General features: G+C 61.5%; 16 protein-coding genes. 3 read left to right on the top strand and 13 right to left on the bottom strand.

Annotated elements, in window-relative coordinates:
- From tolQ to DCO57_RS10250, 3 genes are all read right to left on the bottom strand, one after another.
- On the bottom strand, nt 1–708 hold the full coding sequence (gene tolQ, locus DCO57_RS10240) for a protein TolQ (RefSeq protein WP_116698787.1): 708 nt from the start codon (nt 706–708) through the stop codon (nt 1–3).
- Between the two features lie 265 nt (nt 709–973).
- Nucleotides 974–1,441, bottom strand: a complete 468-nt coding sequence (gene ybgC / locus DCO57_RS10245; RefSeq protein ID WP_116698788.1) for a tol-pal system-associated acyl-CoA thioesterase — start codon at nt 1,439–1,441, stop codon at nt 974–976.
- Nucleotides 1,442–1,600: 159 nt separating this feature from the next.
- Entirely contained in the window at nt 1,601–3,712 is a 2,112-nt protein-coding gene (locus tag DCO57_RS10250; RefSeq protein WP_208977885.1) for a methyl-accepting chemotaxis protein, read from the bottom strand.
- A 763-nt stretch (nt 3,713–4,475) separates the two neighbouring features.
- Here DCO57_RS10250 and DCO57_RS10260 point away from each other — a divergent pair.
- Complete coding sequence (locus tag DCO57_RS10260; RefSeq protein ID WP_116698791.1) at nt 4,476–6,173, top strand: cache domain-containing protein; 1,698 nt, start codon at nt 4,476–4,478, stop codon at nt 6,171–6,173.
- A 200-nt stretch (nt 6,174–6,373) separates the two neighbouring features.
- Here the strand turns inward: DCO57_RS10260 and ruvB are convergent, their stop codons facing one another.
- The 4 genes from ruvB to ruvC are packed head-to-tail and all read right to left on the bottom strand — an operon-like array spanning nt 6,374 to nt 8,775.
- Entirely contained in the window at nt 6,374–7,414 is a 1,041-nt protein-coding gene (ruvB, locus tag DCO57_RS10265) for a Holliday junction branch migration DNA helicase RuvB (RefSeq protein ID WP_116698792.1), read from the bottom strand.
- The gene (locus DCO57_RS10270; RefSeq protein WP_116698793.1) at nt 7,404–7,649 is read right to left on the bottom strand and encodes an endonuclease; all 246 of its coding nucleotides are present in this window, start codon (nt 7,647–7,649) and stop codon (nt 7,404–7,406) included. The genes ruvB and DCO57_RS10270 overlap by 11 nt, the downstream gene beginning before the upstream one ends.
- The gene (gene ruvA / locus DCO57_RS10275) at nt 7,646–8,263 is read right to left on the bottom strand and encodes a Holliday junction branch migration protein RuvA (RefSeq protein WP_116698794.1); all 618 of its coding nucleotides are present in this window, start codon (nt 8,261–8,263) and stop codon (nt 7,646–7,648) included. Before ruvA ends, DCO57_RS10270 begins: the two co-directional genes overlap by 4 nt.
- Nucleotides 8,260–8,775, bottom strand: a complete 516-nt coding sequence (gene ruvC, locus DCO57_RS10280) for a crossover junction endodeoxyribonuclease RuvC (protein WP_116698795.1) — start codon at nt 8,773–8,775, stop codon at nt 8,260–8,262. Before ruvC ends, ruvA begins: the two co-directional genes overlap by 4 nt.
- Nucleotides 8,776–8,967: 192 nt before the next feature.
- Between ruvC and DCO57_RS10285 the strand changes: the two genes are divergently transcribed.
- Nucleotides 8,968–9,729: a sulfite exporter TauE/SafE family protein gene (locus tag DCO57_RS10285; RefSeq protein WP_116698796.1), complete on the top strand. Its 762-nt coding sequence runs from the start codon at nt 8,968–8,970 to the stop codon at nt 9,727–9,729.
- Here the strand turns inward: DCO57_RS10285 and DCO57_RS10290 are convergent.
- The 6 genes from DCO57_RS10290 to DCO57_RS10315 form a co-directional block, all read right to left on the bottom strand.
- Nucleotides 9,718–9,963, bottom strand: a complete 246-nt coding sequence (locus DCO57_RS10290) for a hypothetical protein (protein WP_205756124.1) — start codon at nt 9,961–9,963, stop codon at nt 9,718–9,720. The two genes, DCO57_RS10285 and DCO57_RS10290, sit on opposite strands and share 12 nt — an antisense overlap.
- Nucleotides 9,964–10,044: 81 nt before the next feature.
- The gene (locus tag DCO57_RS10295) at nt 10,045–10,791 is read right to left on the bottom strand and encodes a YebC/PmpR family DNA-binding transcriptional regulator (protein ID WP_116698797.1); all 747 of its coding nucleotides are present in this window, start codon (nt 10,789–10,791) and stop codon (nt 10,045–10,047) included.
- Between the two features lie 102 nt (nt 10,792–10,893).
- The gene (locus tag DCO57_RS10300; protein WP_116698798.1) at nt 10,894–11,724 is read right to left on the bottom strand and encodes a TIGR00282 family metallophosphoesterase; all 831 of its coding nucleotides are present in this window, start codon (nt 11,722–11,724) and stop codon (nt 10,894–10,896) included.
- Between the two features lie 41 nt (nt 11,725–11,765).
- Nucleotides 11,766–12,344 (bottom strand): 5-formyltetrahydrofolate cyclo-ligase, encoded by a 579-nt coding sequence (locus DCO57_RS10305; protein ID WP_116698799.1) that lies wholly within the window; start codon nt 12,342–12,344, stop codon nt 11,766–11,768.
- 280 nt (nt 12,345–12,624) lie between these two features.
- Nucleotides 12,625–13,005 carry a cell division protein ZapA gene (locus tag DCO57_RS10310; protein ID WP_116698800.1) on the bottom strand — a complete coding sequence of 127 codons (381 nt, stop codon included), beginning with the start codon at nt 13,003–13,005 and terminating at the stop codon, nt 12,625–12,627.
- 6 nt (nt 13,006–13,011) lie between these two features.
- Nucleotides 13,012–13,290 (bottom strand): DUF4164 domain-containing protein, encoded by a 279-nt coding sequence (locus DCO57_RS10315; RefSeq protein ID WP_208977886.1) that lies wholly within the window; start codon nt 13,288–13,290, stop codon nt 13,012–13,014.
- A 469-nt stretch (nt 13,291–13,759) separates the two neighbouring features.
- Here DCO57_RS10315 and tkt point away from each other — a divergent pair, with 469 nt between their 5' ends.
- Nucleotides 13,760–15,748, top strand: coding sequence for a transketolase (gene tkt, locus DCO57_RS10320; RefSeq protein WP_116698802.1), 1,989 nt, complete (start codon nt 13,760–13,762; stop codon nt 15,746–15,748).
- Nucleotides 15,749–15,813: the final 65 nt, after the last annotated feature.

Here is a 15,813-nt window from a genome sequence, read left to right on the forward strand (position 1 = left end):
TCAGCCCCTCTCGTCGATCTGGCGGGACAGGATCGCGGAAAACTCGTCGGCGAACCCCTCCATGCGCGAAACCGCCTTGCCGACATCGGAAGCGATCTTGTTGTAGGCAATCACCGCCGGGATAGCGGCAAGCAGGCCGAGAGCGGTGGCGAAAAGGGCTTCGGCGATACCGGGTGCAACGACCGCAAGGTTCGTGCTTTCGGAGGCGGCAATCGCCTGAAAGGCGGTCATGATGCCCCAGACCGTGCCGAACAGTCCGATGAAGGGCGCCGAGGCCCCGACGGTCGCCAGGACGAGCAGCCGGCTTTCGAGCCGTTCGGCTTCGCGCTGGATGGTGACATCCATCACCCTGTCGATCCGCTGCTGCAGGCTGGCGATGGCGGGACGCGCGCCCTCATGGCTTCGCTTCCATTCCCGCATGGCGGCCACGAACAGCGCTGCCATGGAATGATTCACGCGATTGTGAAGCGTTCCATAGAGTTCTTCGAGCGACTGGCCTGACCAGAAAACCGTTTCGAAGCGACTCATCTGTCGCCGGGTCCGGCCGATCAGCATGATCTTGTCGACGATGATGGCCCAGCACCACACGGAAGCGCCAAGCAGGCCGAGCATAACGATCTTGACGACGATATGCGCCTGCCAGAACAGCGAGAAAAACGAAATGCCGCTGTCCGGAGCTGTCAATGTCGATTGGACGAGTGTTTCCATTATCTCAATGACCTCTTGGCCGTATTACGCGGTTGTGCATGCAAATCTCCGGCAGCTACAGAAATGGACCGGAAGAACGGGCCGGCTCCTAGTGATCTGCCGCCTCTCTGACGTTTGATTTTGTCAAAACTGGGACTTAACCAATCGAAGCAAGCCCCTCTCTAAAGGAATCAATTAAGGTTACCGCAAGATTAACGCATGAATCTGTTTTGGATCATTTTAGCGTCAGGGCGCGGCCCCGGGACCGGCGGCCTGCCCAAGGTGTTCATTCGACAGACGTTTCGCCCGATGCGTGCCCGGCAAGTTTTTCCGCAAGAACCGGTGGCAATCGGGTCGGTCTCCCCTGCGCGGTGATCACCGCAACGGTGACAGTGGCCGAAACCAGCAAGTCCGCGCCCCGGTGGATGACCTGATCGAGCTTCACCCGGGCCCCCTTGAGACTGGAAAGCCGGGTACGCACCAGAAGCACGTCGTCGATACGGGCGGGCTTCTGAAATTCCAGTGTCATGGAGCGCACCGCGAAGGCAAGCGCTGCGCCATGGGTTCCCTCGGCCAGCTCCGTGTGATGGATCCCGACACGGCGCAGGAAATCCGTGCGCCCCCGCTCGAAGAACCGCACATAGGCGCCATGGTAGACAATCCCGGTAAAATCCGTGTCTTCGTAATAGACACGCACGGGCAGCACATGACCGCCCTCTTCCAGGCGCCCGGCAAGATCCGGCCAGTCCGTCACGGTATCGTCCTTTCCGTCCCGGATTCAAAGGATCTCCCGGCCCACCGGAAGACCCTTCCTTGATCCAGGGTGTAAACTCATGAATGAAGACAGCCGGGACGTTCCGTGTCCCGCAGCGATTCCACCTTGGCTTTCCCCTGCGCCATGAAAGCGTATCGGCTAGGCGGCGGCAACCTCTGCAAGGAATGTCTCGACGGAGGCCCGCAGCTGTTCGGCCTGCTGCTTCATCTCGAGGGTCGCCGTCAGCATGTCGCCGACCGCCTCGGAGTTTTCGGCAACATCCTCGTTCAGCGACACCACCGTGGTCGCCACGCTGCGCGTGCCGTCGGCCGCTTCGGCGACATTTCGGGAAATCTCACCCGTCGCCGCCCCCTGCTGCTGCACCGCTTCGGAAATTGTCACCGTATAGGAGTTCACCTCCTCCACCGACCCCGAAACACGGGCGATCTCGTCCACCGCCTCGCTTGTCGACGCCTGAATGGCCGCGATCTGTGCGGAAATCTCTTCCGTCGCTTTCGCGGTCTGTCCGGCGAGGGACTTCACTTCCGAGGCAACCACCGCAAAGCCCTTGCCCGCATCGCCTGCCCGGGCAGCCTCGATTGTGGCGTTCAACGCCAGAAGGTTGGTCTGTTCCGCGATTTCGGAGATCAGCGAAACGACGTCACCGATCTTGTTGGCGGCCTGGGCAAGGCCGGAAATCTTGGCGTTGGAACTTTGCGCCGCGCTTGTCGTCTGCGCGACGATCGATGCAGTCGTCTCCACCTGGCGGGAAATTTCCGCAATCGACGCATTGAGTTCCTCGGTCGCGGAGGCGACAGCCTGAACGTTGGAGGACGCGTTTTCCGAGGTGGTGACGGCTCTCTGCCCCTGTTCCGTGGCCGAGGCGGAGCGCTGGCTGAGCGCGGAGGAGACATCCTCGACTCGGGCGATGTTGGTTTCCACCAGTTCGAGCACCGCCTGAGACTCCGCCCGGAAGGCGGCAATGAGGGAATCGATCGTCTTTTCCCGCTTCTCACGGGCGATATGGCCGACCTTGCGCTCTTCCGCAAGACGCTCCCGCTCGATGGAGTTTTCCTTGAACACCTCGATGCAGCGGGCCATGCGGCCGATCTCGTCAGACCGTTCCGTCGCCTCGACAGTGACGCCCAGATCACCATCGGCGATCTTGCGCGCGGCAACCGACAGGCGCTCCATCGGGGCGAACATGCGCCTTGTGATCCACCAGATCACGCCGACGATCGGAATGAGGCAGAGAAACCCGGAAAGAACCGCGCCGAAGGTGATGCGGTCCGCGGCAGCCGACAGCTCGGTCTGCCGAACGGCTTCGACCACGCCATAGGGTGTGCTTTCAAATGTGCTTCTTGCCTCGCCGAAACGGAAATCCTCGCCACCCAGCCGGATCAGCCGGTCACCTGCGGAGATGTCGGCCAGCGAGTGAACCGCGCTTGCGCGTCCGGCCACATCGAGCTCAACCAGATGACCCGTCCTGTCGACCAGCAGGACCTGCTCGCTTTCGCCAAGCCCGGTCTTCTCGTTCAGGAGAGTCGCCAGACGCTGCATGTCCGTCGAAAACGCGAGAGCGCCGAAAAAACGGTCCAGGTAGAAGATGGGCGCCGCAAGCACCAGGGAAACCGTTCCGTCCTCGGCAGTGACAAAACCGGAGGAGAAGATCTGCCCGGCGGCCAGCGTCTCGTTCGCCGCAGCTTCGAAAAGCGCCCCGAAAGCGGTCTGGACCGGATTGCCACGGATCTCGGGTGCGTCCACGTGAAAGGCGAACTCGGGGCCCTTGCCGTAGGTATAGGTGATGAAGCCATCCGGATTCGCCAGCGCGGCATCGGAAAACAGGCCCTGGCTGACAACATCCTGATAGATCGGATGAATGGCCTTGTGATTGTTCACATAGTAGTTCTTTTCGTCCGGCTCGCTGAGCAGATGACGCTCGTGCGGCGGATGAGGATTGTCGGTGACGAAGATCCGGCGAAGGGTCTCTGTCTGCCCTTCCTTGAGATTTTTCCAGCCGACCATCGCCTTCATGAGGCTGTCCTTGGCCTCCTCCAGAGAGACGAAGAACTTGGCGCTGTAGATCACCTGATCCAGGGCCAGTTCGAGAACCTTCTGCTTCGCCCTGGTCGCGCTTGTCAGACCGTTATCAGCCTGTCCGTTGGCGACATCGCGCGAAACCATGGACGTTACAGCAACAATCGCCACACACATGACCAGTGCACCGGCGAGAAACATGAGAGCCAGTTTAGATGAAAGCCGCTTGCGCATGAAGTTCCCCCACATAGTTAACGGGACGATACGGGCGTATTGACAAACAAATTCTTAATAGAGACTTGGAACCTGATAAAAATTACTAGCTTCCGCTTAGATACCCCTTTGCCTCCAGGGTGCAGCCCGGCCAACCACGTCGAGTAGTCGGTTTCCGACGCTTGCGAAGCGCTGACATGACCTCCTGCCTGGGCGATACCGAACAGCATTGAGCATGTGTCCTCCGATGCCACCCTGTTCTGCTGACCGGCAAGGTGCTGCGCGAAGCTGGCCTGGGCGCCCGGCACCCAAGACGTCCGGCGCGCGGAAACAGGCCCACGCGGCCGCATCCAGAGGCCCATCGGCCTGCGTTGCGCGTCTTGCCCGACGCAGCTTCGACACGCCCTGCCGGGACGCCGGCGCTCGCGATCGGATGAGTCACAATCAACACTTTTCGGGGTAAGTAGTACCGCTAATGCGGATGACTGATCGTGGAGTAGTGGAGGCTCGTGTTCTCGAAGCACTGAAGTTATTGTGCACCTGCGAAAACAATCGGTGGAATTTCTCTCACACCCGCCTAATCAAACCCGAAAACCTGCAGCGAATCTTCAGCTAAAGACGACAAGGTCATCCGAGAACTTCCATCGAAGAGTTACTTTCCGCAAACGGAGAACCAGAAAAAACAAAGCAGATGTTCAAATATGCTCAAACCTTTCGGTATTCAAACTATATTAACAAAATCAAGCAACTATACAAGAAAGTCATCTTGAATAGGATCTCAGAAATGCTCCTCGATAAATTTCGCATTGGCTTCAAGATATGGATACCGGTCATCAGCCTTGCAGTATTTACCCTTGCGATAATTAGCTATGATCTCTGGTCGCTGCGGACCATCCTTTACGGAGAGCGCACTGCAAAAACCCAGACGGTCGTCGAGATCACCAACTCGGTCCTGAAGTATTTCCATCAGCTGGAAACTTCCGGGGAACTGAGCAGGGAAGAAGCCCAGGAGTGGGCGCGCAATGTGGTGCGTGCGATCAATTTCGACGGCAACAACTACGCCTTCGTTCAGGATTATGATGCAACGCGCATCGTCAGCGCCAACAAGGCCACCGAAGGAACAAGCGCCTGGGATTCGCAGGACAAGACCGGCAAGTATCACATGCGCGAGATCATCGACGTTGCCCGCAACGGCGGCGGCGTCGTGACATACATGTGGAACCGCAAGGGTGAGGACGCGCTGATCCCCAAGTCCACCTGGTCGGAAGCCTTCGAACCCTGGGGCTGGGTGATCGCCACCGGCGTTTATGTTGACGATGTGGCTGCCGCTTTCTGGTCCAAGGTCAGCACGATGGTCGGTGTTCTGGCCGTCGGCGGCCTGATCGCGACCATCATCGCCATCGCAGCCATCCGCAACATCGTCGGGCCGCTGAAGGGTCTGACCCGGAGCATGAAGGTACTGGCGGACGGCGACACCAACGTCGAGATCACGGGAATGCGTCGCGGAGACGAGATCGGTGAAATGGCGGAAGCCATGGAAACCTTCGTTGCCAACGAAAACACGCGTCGCGAGCTCGAACGCAGCCAGAACGAACGCCAGAAACTGGACTTGCAGCGCTCGCACAACATCCAGGCCCTTTCCTCGGAGTTCGACGTCCAGATCACCGGCCTTCTGAACACGATCTCCGGTTCGGTGGATAGTCTGCAACATGCCTCCACGAACCTGAACTCGGGCGCCCAACAGACCACGAACCAGAGCGAGGCGGTGGCTTCCGCAGCCGCCACAGCGTCTGCAAACACGGAAACGGTTGCCGCCGCAGCGGAAGAGCTTGCCACTTCGGTTGCCGAAATCAGCCGGCAGGTATCCTCCTCCAGCGAGATCGCGTCGCAGGCGGCGGATCAGGCATCTTCGACGAACGAACGCATCCAGGGGCTTTCCGAAGCCGCCGCGAAGATCGGCGAAGTCGTCACGCTCATCCAGGCCATTGCCGAGCAGACCAACCTGCTGGCACTGAATGCGACCATCGAGGCTGCCCGTGCCGGAGAGGCGGGCAAGGGCTTCGCGGTGGTGGCCGCCGAAGTGAAGGAACTCGCGACCCAGACGTCCAAGGCCACCGAGGAAATTTCCTCGCAGATTTCCAGCATCCAGGGTGAAACCAGTCACGCGGTCGAGGCCATCGGCACCATTACGAGCACCATCAGCAAGATCAACGAGATCACGAGCAACATCTCTGCCGCGGTCGAGCAGCAGGGCATGGCCACCAACGAGATTGCCTCCAACATCCAGCAGGCCGCTGCCGGGACGCAACAGGTAACCGAAAACATCGGCGGTGTTTCTTCTGCCGCCGGCATTACCAACGAAGCGGCGGACATGGTCTACTCGGCAGCCCAAAGCCTTGACAAGGAAGCCCATGAGCTGCGCTCGAGCGTCGGGACCTTCCTGAATGGCATCAAGGAAAACTCGGCGAACGAGGCGGCCTGACCGCCTTTGCGAAGAAACGGGATCGAATGAGGCCGTCCGCTCGGGCGGCCTCATTTTTTTGACGAGCCCCCCGATGGCCGTCCCCGCAGGCACGCGGCAAGGTCAGGTTCCTTGGAGGAAGATACGAAGTTTCAGGCTGTTGCCGGCCCGATGACTGCCCGTACACGCGTTACGACGACCTCAACAGACAGCAGATCGTCCTACTCCGGGTCCGAAAACAGCCCCATCTGCGGCGCATCCGCCCTGGACGGAGCCGCAAGGCCCATGTGCTCGAACGCCATCGGCGTCAGGATCCGGCCGCGCGGTGTCCGCTGCAGGAAGCCGTTCTGGATCAGATAGGGCTCGACGATTTCCTCGATGGCATCGCGTGGCTCGGACAGGGCGGCGGCAATGGTCTCGATGCCGACCGGGCCGCCACCGAAATTGACCGCGATCTGACTGAGATAGCGCCGGTCGAGACTGTCGAGCCCGGCACTGTCGACCTCCAGCTGCAGCAATGCCTTGTCGGCAAGTGCCCGGTCCACCCGCTCGATCCCCGCGACGATCGCGAAATCGCGGACCCGCCGCAGCAGGCGTCCGGCGATGCGCGGCGTCCCGCGCGAGCGTTTCGCGATTTCATGGGCACCGTCCTCGGCGATACCCAGCCCGAGGATGGATGCCCCGCGCTTGACGATATGTTCCAGCTCCGCGATCGTATAGAACTGCAGCCGGACCGGAATTCCGAACCGGTCCCGCAGCGGTGTCGTCAGCAGGCCCAGCCGGGTGGTAGCCGCGACGAGGGTGAACTTCGCCAGATCGATCTTCACCGAACGGGCCGCCGGCCCTTCCCCGATGATCAGATCGAGCTGATAGTCCTCCATGGCCGGATAGAGCACTTCCTCCACGGCCGGACTGAGCCGGTGGATCTCGTCGATGAAGAGAACGTCGCGCTCTTCCAGATTGGTCAGCAGCGCCGCCAGATCGCCCGCCTTGGCGATCACCGGCCCCGACGTCGCCCGGAAATTCACGCCCAGCTCCCGCGCCATGATCTGCGCCAGTGTGGTCTTGCCCAACCCTGGCGGGCCGACAAACAGCACGTGATCGAGCGCTTCGCCGCGCGCCTTGGCGGCGCCGATGAAGATTTTCAGATTCGCCCGCGCCTGCGCCTGGCCGACAAAATCGTCCAGTACCTGCGGACGCATGGTGCCGTCGATCTCGTCGCCCCGGATCTCGGGGGTCACGATGCGCGTATCATCCGACATGGCTTACGACCGTGAACAGCAACGCAAGGAGAGCCACGCAATAGGCCACCCTGATCGCATGAAACTTCCTGAACTGGCGGCGCACGAACGGATCGTCCGTCTCGATACGTCGTCCGTTCATGGCAAAGGACCGGTCTCCGACCGCCAGCGAGAAACGGTGATCGAGATACATGATCCCGCCGATGCCCAGAACAACGAAAACCACCGCGATGACGGCATAGATGACGACCATCATCCTGCCAGCTCCTTCAGGCCCAGACGGATCAGCTTTTCCGTCGTGACGTCCTCGCCGGCACTCTGCATGGCCTTGGCAACGGCCGCGCTTGCCTGCGGCTGGCCGTATCCGAGGTTCGTCAGCGCCGACACCGCTTCGGCGACCGGCCGCGCGGCGACATTGTCCGCAACCGATTGCGACACGGAGATCGTGTCCTGATCGATACTCGCAAGGCCCGGAGCCTTGTCCTTCAGCTCCGCGAGGATGCGCTCGGCCACCCGTTTTCCGACCCCCGGAGCCCGCGAAATCGTCGCCTTGTCGCCAAGCGCGATGGCATTGGCCACCTCACTCGCCTTCAGAATGCCCAGCACACCCAGCGCCACCTTGGCGCCAACGCCCTGAACCGTCATCAGCATCCGGAACCACTCCCGCTCTGCTTCGGCCGCAAATCCGTAGAGCCGGATCATGTCCTCGCGGACGATCGTTTCGATGAACAGCACCGCGGCCTCCCCCGCCCGCGGCAGCCCCTGCAGGATGCGCGAGGGGCAATGGACCTGATAGCCGACACCGTGCACGTCCAGGATGACGTGATCCTCGCCGTAGCTGTCGATGATTCCCTTGAGTTTCCCGATCATGCCGCCCCCATCGCCGCCATGCGTGCGGCCGTGCTTGCCCGATGCTGCGCGTGACAGATTGCGATCGCCAGGGCATCGGCCGCATCGTCGGAGTTGAATGTCGCCCGCGGCATCAGAACTTTCACCATGGCCCGGATCTGCCCCTTTTCCGCATGGCCGGTCCCGACCACGGTCTTCTTGACGAGATTCGGCGCATATTCTGCAACCGGAAGCCCCGCAAGCGAAGGCACCAGCAGCGCGATGCCGCGCGCCTGGCCCAGTTTCAGCGTCGCCCCCGCATCCTTGTTGACGAAGGTGAGCTCCACTGCCGCCTCGGCCGGCTCATGCAGGCGCACCACATCCGTGAGGCCCTCATGCAGTTCCACGAGGCGTTCGGCCAGGCTCTTTTTGTTGTCCGAGGTTACCGTGCCGGAGGCTATGAAGGAAAGCCGGTTTCCGGAGGCTTCTATCAGGCCCCAGCCGGTACGCCGCAGCCCCGGGTCGATGCCAAGCAAACGAATCGTGTGTGTCATGGAACAAAGCGGTAACAAAACTTCTGCGTTGACGCCAGACAAAGCGCAGCTTACCACCGCAATGCCTGTCCAATTCGAACCGGAAACCGCATCTTTTGCCGCAATCACGGCAAATTCGGCCCTCCGGCCCGTCCGGATTTTCGGGCGGTTTACCGCCCTGCCTTTCCGCCGATGCGTTTCCCGTGAGTTTCCATGTTTGACATTTTCAGTTCCTTTTCCCTGAACCTGCTGATGTTCCTCGCCGCGGTGCTTTTCATCGCCGGCTACGTGCGCGGCTTTGCCGGATTTGGCGCCGGCATGATCTTCATGCCGGTGGCGACCACGGTGATGATGCCCTCCACCGCCGCCGCCGCGTTCCTGTTCATCGACGGGGTCGTGGCCCTGCCGCTCGTGATCCGCGCCCTCAGGCTGTGCGACTGGAGCACCGTCCTGCCGGCGGCGGCCGGCGCGGTGATAAGCGTGCATTTCGGCGCCTGGCTGCTGGCCAATTCCGATATCCTGATGCTGCGCTGGACCATTTTTGTCATCGTCATCGGCCTGCTGATGCTGCTGATATCCGGATGGCGCTATCATGGCAGGGCCACCTGGCCGGTGTCCCTCGGCGTCGGTACGGTGGCCGGCGTTCTCGGCGGAGTGTCCCAGGTGTCCGGGCCGCCGGTCGTGGCCTTCTGGCTTTCCAGTGCCAGGGAACCGGCGATCGTGCGGGCGAACCTGATCGTCTTCTTCGCCCTTGCCAGCGTCGGAACCTTCGTCGCCTATATCCTGAACGGCTTCTTCACCTTGCAGGTGTTCCACCTGCTGATCGTGGCGATTCCTGTCTATGCACTGGCGATCTATGCCGGCTCGAACGGCTTCAGCAAGGCAAATCCGGCCCTCTACCGCAAGCTCGCCTATGTGCTGATCGCACTGGCGGCACTCACCAGCATGCCCGCGCTCGACCCGCTATTCCGCTAGCTTCTCCTGCCATTTGGCGCATTTCAAGGTCATGAGTCGCTCAAGTTCGGAGTCGAATTCCTCGCGGCTTGAAGATGCCTGCGCCAGAATGCTCAGCGCCACAATAGCCGCATCAACGGCTTCCTCACGCACATCGCCAGGCGAATGACCTTTGTATTCGCTGCCCGGAGCTTTCGTGACGGAGAGCACTGCCTGCGCCAGCTCGCCCGCTTCGTCTCCGGTTTTTCGCGGCAAGGCGGTCCTTCAGCCGTTCAAAACGTCAAACAAAAACCCCGGCCGGGCCGGGGTTTCCAGTTCACATGAATTCAAGGTCCGTCAGGAGGCCAGCGCCGCCATGGTTTCCTCGTCGACGTCGAAATTCGAATAGACGTTCTGGACGTCGTCGTCGTCTTCCAGCATGTCGATGAGTTTCATCAGGGTCTGGGCCTTGTCCGCGTCGACCGGCGTCAGGTTCTGCGGTTTCCAGATGATCTTGGTGGAATCGGCTTCGCCCAGCGCGTCTTCAAGTGCCTTGGCGACATCGTTGAGATCCTCGAAGGCGGCATAGATCGTGTGACCGCCTTCATCGGACTGAACATCCTCCGCTCCGGCTTCGATCGCCGCTTCCAGCACGGCATCGGCCTCGCCAACGTCCGGCTTGTAGACGATTTCACCCACCCGGTCGAACATGAAGGACACCGAACCGGTTTCCCCCAGGGAGCCACCGCATTTGGTGAAATAGGAGCGGACGTTGGAAGCGGTCCGGTTGCGGTTGTCGGTCAGGGCTTCCACGACGACGGCGACCCCCGCCGGGCCGTAGCCTTCGTAGCGGATTTCCTCGTAGTTGTCGGCGTCCCCGGTCTGCGACTTGTTGATCGCGCGCTGGATGTTGTCCTTGGGCATGGACTGCGCCTTGGCGTTCTGCACGGCCAGGCGCAGGCGCGGATTGGCGTCAGGGTCCGGGTCGCCCATCTTTGCGGCGACGGTGATTTCCTTGGACAGTTTGGAGAACATCTTCGACCGGGCCGCATCCTGGCGTCCCTTGCGGTGCATGATATTCTTGAATTTTGAATGGCCTGCCATGGCTCTTTCCGGTTCTCTGCGGATGATTTCGATGAAAAACTGCGCCGCTTATAGGCAAGTTGACGGAGAAAATCCAGATCGGTGAATTCTGACCGCCACGTTTCAGCCGCCCGAGGGCCAGAAGTCCGGCAGCACCGGCTCCAGACGTCCGCCGATCCGCACGGGGGCAACTCTCCGAGCCAGCCCGGTCCGGTCATCGGTTTCCACGGCCACGCCGCAAACGGTCGCAATGCCGGACGCCGGGGTGAATCGGGAGCCCGGAATCTTGCGCTGGAACCGGTTGACCGGCTCCTCCTTGTCCATGCCCAGCACGCTGTCGTAGTCGCCGCACATGCCCGCGTCGGACATATAGGCCGTGCCGTTTTCAAGGATCTGGTGGTCGGCAGTGGGAACATGGGTATGGGTGCCGACGACGAGACTGACCCGGCCATCGAGAAAATGCCCCATGGCCTGCTTTTCGCTGGTTGCTTCCGCATGCATGTCGATGATGATGGCGTCGGCGACCTGCCCGAGCGGACAGTTGTCGACCACCTTGTCGATGGTGGCGAACGGGTCGTCCAGAGCGTCCATATAGACCCGCCCCATGACATTGGCGACCATCACCTGGGCTCCGTTGCGGGCGGTATAAAGATGCGCGCCCCGGCCCGGTGTGCCGGCCGGGTAGTTGGCCGGCCGCAGCAGCCTGTCCTGCCGTTCGATATAGACCAGCGTGTCGCGCTGGTCCCAGATGTGGTTGCCGGTCGTCACTACGTCGGCCCCCGCATCCAGAACATCCTGGAGGATGGCTTCGGTAATGCCGAAGCCGGAGGCGGAGTTCTCTCCGTTGACGATCACGAAATCGAGCTGGTTGGTCTCCACCAGATCAGGCAATTTTTCGATAACGGCGGTCCGGCCGACACGGCCGACGAGATCGCCCAGAAACAGAATACGCATCAAATCCTCATAGAACGACCCGCCGCGGCCCTTCCGGCCGCTCAGCCGAACGCACGATAGCCCTGTTCGGTCAAAATACCATTCAACGGCTTGTCATGCTCTTCCGCGGGCACGCGGTCAACCTCCTGCACGGCAAAGGCCAGGCCGATGCACAAAAGAGGCCCCGTCTTTTCCAGCGCCGCGATTGCCGTATCGTAGTGCCCCTTGCCGTAGCCGATCCGGTTTCCGGCCGCGTCGAACCCGGCAAGCGGCATCAGCAGCACCTGCGGACACACCTCCGCCGCCTCGGGGCCGGGGCCCATCGTGCCGAAACCGGCAGCAACAAGGTCCGCACCGCGCTCGAGCGTTCTGAAAACAAGATGGGGTTCGGCGACAACCGGCAGGCACAGCGGATGGCCCTTGCAGCGCAGGGCATCCATCAGGGGTCTGGGATCGATTTCGTCCCGAATGGGCCAGAACCCCGCGACCACGGAGCCCTCCGGCAGCGGCAGCCCGTCCGCATGATCGGCCAGAGACAGGCTCTTCTCGATGCGCTCGATATCGCCCAGCGCCGCACGGCGGGCCAGCGCCTCCTTGCGGAGCAGATCCTTTTCGGCGGCGAGCGGAGACAGAAACTTCATGGGCTCTCGTTGTTTGGCCCTTCTGCCGGGAGAAAGGCAGAAAGTGCAGCCGTCCGACCGTTGGAAGTGCGATCCCGGGAAACCTACAACGTAGGTGGGCGCCGTATGCGATGGACCACGGCCCGAAGCAGGGACAGCTCCCGAGGGAATGCTTAAGGCCCCGGGGATATTTTTCCTGACGCATCGGCCAGCCGCAACTAACGCATATAGACCCGCATCGTGGCAATTACCAGAGCGGCGTGCATTTCATCAAAAAAGGATTTTCGAAGCCCCTGCGGCGTCAGGAAGCGTCGGTCGGCCGCAGACTCTTGGCCAGGCTTTCGGCAAGACTCTCGATTCGAGCGGCGGCCGTATTGATCGATCTGGAAAGTTCCTGCTCGTTCTGGCTCATGTTGTCCAGCGCATCCACCTGCTGCCGTCTGGCTTCGCTGAGGTCCTCTTCCAGTCCGGCGACCTTTTTCTCCAGCTCCGACAACTGGTCGGCCGCCATGATGCCGGCCATGACCGTGAGCCGCTGGTCACCGATTTCCCCGAAAGCGCCCCGCAATTCGGAAATCCATCCGTCGAACCGTTTGGCAAGCCCCATCAGGCGCTCTTCCTCGCCGTCATCACAGGCCATGCGAAAGGACTTGCCGTTGATCGTGACGGTGATCTGCGCCATCAGTGCCTAACCTCCATGCGCATCCAGCACGCTGCGGATGGTTTCCATGGCGGAAACGAGCCGCCGGGACACATCCTTGTTGGCCTCTTCCAGCCGGGACGCCCGCGCTTCGCTATCATCCAGCGAGGCGGCAAGCTGCGACCGGTCCTCGCCCAGCCGCTGCAGATCGTCCTGCAGGGCATTCAGGGACCTGTCCGCATCCATACGCCGCTGAACCGCCGATTCCAGATGGCTGACGGCCTTTTCGAGGCGCTTTGCCGCATCGGTGAGGCTGGTCTTTTCCATGCTGTCCATTTCCGGCATGTATAACGTCGTCCCAATATTTTCCGCGGCGGCCCGCACCCGTTCCTTCCAAACCGTCATACTGGAGATCTGGCGCATTCACCCGGTCAACTGCCCCGCTCCGAGCCTGCCCCTCCGGGCTCCCGGACACGGGTTTGACGGCGAAAAAGCAAATCTTTATCAGGGCGCCGAGCTTAGGCACCGCAACTTCTTTCAGTCAATGCCACCATCGGCAGAATCCTCAGCTCAATGTCCCGCCGGAAGGGAAATTTCTTTCCCCTGAGGGTGAACGCGGCTTTAAAGCTGCTTTGTTGACTCGCCGCAGGTTCCTGATATTTGTCTGGCGCCTGATCGGAATTGACGGAAGTCGAATTCTGAGCAACGTACCTCATTCGCGCCTCGGCGGACGGTTCCGTCCAGCCTGGCGGTCCGCTCTGGAAACTGGGGCTCCAAAGCAAGCAACGGGAAGACAATGACCGATCTTGATAAACACCAGCGCATGGCAAATGCGATCCGCTTTCTTGCCATCGATGCCGTGGAAAAGGCCAAATCCGGTCACCCCGGACTGCCCATGGGCGCCGCCGACATTGCAACGGTTCTGTTCACCCAGTTCTTGAAATTCGATCCAACCGCCCCGAACTGGGCCGACCGCGACCGCTTCGTGCTGTCCGCAGGTCACGGCTCCATGCTGCTCTACAGCCTGCTCTATCTGCTGGGCTACGAAGACTTCTCCCTTGAGGAGCTGAAGAATTTCCGTCAGCTCGGCGCACGCACCGCCGGCCACCCCGAATACGGACACGGCGCGGGAATCGAAACGACGACCGGGCCGCTGGGTCAGGGCCTCGGCAACGCCGTCGGCATGGCCATCGCCGAACGTCTTCAGGCCGAGCGCTTCGGCACGGAGCTGGTCGATCACTACACCTATGTGCTGGCCGGCGACGGCTGTCTCATGGAAGGCATCAGCCAGGAAGCCCTGTCGCTCGCCGGCCATCTGAAACTGAACAAGCTCATCGTCTTCTGGGACGACAACGGCATCTCCATCGACGGCAAGGTGGAAATCACCGACAGCACCGATCAGCAGGCGCGCTTCGCCGCTTCCGGCTGGAATACGCTGAGCGTCGACGGCCATGATCCGGAGGCAATCGCCGCCGTGATCCGCCAGGCCCAGGCCAGCGACAGACCGACGCTGATCGCCGCCAAGACCACCATCGGCTTCGGCGCCCCGACCAAGGCGGGCACCGCCAAGGTTCATGGCGCACCCCTGGGCGCAGAGGAAATCGAGGGAACCCGCGCGGCTCTCAACTGGCCGTATGCCCCCTTCGAGGTTCCGAGCGACATTCTGGATGCCTGGCGCATCGCCGGCCTGCGTTCGGCCCAGGCGCACAAGGACTGGCAGAAGCGCTTCGCGGAAACCGATGCGGAAAACCGGGCCGAGTTCGAACGCCGCAACCGGGGCGATCTGCCCTCCGGCTTCACCAAGGCCATCATGGACTACAAGAAGAAGCTCGCCGACGACCAGCCGACCATGGCGACGCGCAAGGCTTCCGAAGCCGTGCTGACCGTCATCAACGAAGTCGTGCCGGAAACCATCGGAGGGTCCGCGGATCTGACCGGGTCCAACAACACCAAGACCCCGCAGACCCAGCCGATCACGCCGACGGATTTCTCCGGCCGCTACATCCATTACGGCATCCGCGAGCACGGCATGGCGGCGGCCATGAACGGCATGGCGCTGCACGGCGGGCTGATCCCCTATTCCGGCGGCTTCCTGATCTTCTCCGACTACTGCCGCCCGTCGATCCGCCTCGCGGCCCTCATGGGACAGCGCGTCATTCACGTGATGACCCATGATTCCATCGGCCTTGGCGAGGACGGTCCGACCCACCAGCCGGTGGAACATTTCGCCGCCTTGCGGGCGATCCCGAATCTCACGTTCTTCCGTCCGGCAGACATCACCGAGACCCTCGAGTGCTGGCAGCTGGCGCTTGAAAACAGCGAGGGCCCCTCGGTCCTGGCCCTCACCCGCCAGAACCTGCCTTCCCTGCGCAAGACCTTCGAGGAAGACAATTTCTGCGCCAGGGGCGCCTATGTGCTGATCGATTGCGAGGACGACGCCGCGGTAACGATCTTTGCCTCCGGTTCCGAGGTCGAGATTGCCGTGGACGCGCATCAGGAACTGAGCAAGGCAGGCATTGCCGTGCGGGTTGTTTCCGTCCCCTCCTTCGAGCTGTTCGAAGCCCAGTCCGACGCCTACAAGGCCGACATCATCGGCACCAGCCCGGTGAAGATCGCCATCGAGGCAGGCATCCGCATGGGCTGGGACCGCTTCATCGGCAATGACGGTGCCTTTGTCGGCATGAAGGGTTTCGGGGCAAGCGGCCCCTACAAGGAACTCTACGAGCATTTCGGCATCACCAGTGAAGCCGTCGTGGCCGTGGCGAAAGAAAGACTTGGTTCTTAATCAGGATCAATACCGGCAGCGGGCATTCCTCCTATGCTGCCGGAACCGGAGCACGGGCGTGCTCA

Origin of the sequence: Labrenzia sp. 011, from assembly GCF_003075075.1 — a bacterium.
In the GTDB taxonomy this organism is placed as follows: Bacteria; Pseudomonadota; Alphaproteobacteria; order Rhizobiales; family Stappiaceae; genus Roseibium.

Coding starts and splice junctions, on each gene's coding strand:
- DCO57_RS10270 (WP_116698793.1), bottom strand. CDS start 7,649: ATGATGGTCGTCATCTATGCCGTCATCGCGGTGGTTTTCGTTGTTCTG.
- ruvB (WP_116698792.1), bottom strand. CDS start 7,414: ATGTCGGATGATACGCGCATCGTGACCCCCGAGATCCGGGGCGACGAG.
- tolQ (WP_116698787.1), bottom strand. CDS start 708: ATGGAAACACTCGTCCAATCGACATTGACAGCTCCGGACAGCGGCATT.
- DCO57_RS10305 (WP_116698799.1), bottom strand. CDS start 12,344: ATGAAGTTTCTGTCTCCGCTCGCCGCCGAAAAGGATCTGCTCCGCAAG.
- DCO57_RS10250 (WP_208977885.1), bottom strand. CDS start 3,712: ATGCGCAAGCGGCTTTCATCTAAACTGGCTCTCATGTTTCTCGCCGGT.
- ruvA (WP_116698794.1), bottom strand. CDS start 8,263: ATGATCGGGAAACTCAAGGGAATCATCGACAGCTACGGCGAGGATCAC.
- DCO57_RS10285 (WP_116698796.1), top strand. CDS start 8,968: ATGTTTGACATTTTCAGTTCCTTTTCCCTGAACCTGCTGATGTTCCTC.
- DCO57_RS10300 (WP_116698798.1), bottom strand. CDS start 11,724: ATGCGTATTCTGTTTCTGGGCGATCTCGTCGGCCGTGTCGGCCGGACC.
- DCO57_RS10295 (WP_116698797.1), bottom strand. CDS start 10,791: ATGGCAGGCCATTCAAAATTCAAGAATATCATGCACCGCAAGGGACGC.
- DCO57_RS10315 (WP_208977886.1), bottom strand. CDS start 13,290: ATGGAAAAGACCAGCCTCACCGATGCGGCAAAGCGCCTCGAAAAGGCC.
- DCO57_RS10310 (WP_116698800.1), bottom strand. CDS start 13,005: ATGGCGCAGATCACCGTCACGATCAACGGCAAGTCCTTTCGCATGGCC.
- DCO57_RS10260 (WP_116698791.1), top strand. CDS start 4,476: ATGCTCCTCGATAAATTTCGCATTGGCTTCAAGATATGGATACCGGTC.
- ruvC (WP_116698795.1), bottom strand. CDS start 8,775: ATGACACACACGATTCGTTTGCTTGGCATCGACCCGGGGCTGCGGCGT.
- tkt (WP_116698802.1), top strand. CDS start 13,760: ATGACCGATCTTGATAAACACCAGCGCATGGCAAATGCGATCCGCTTT.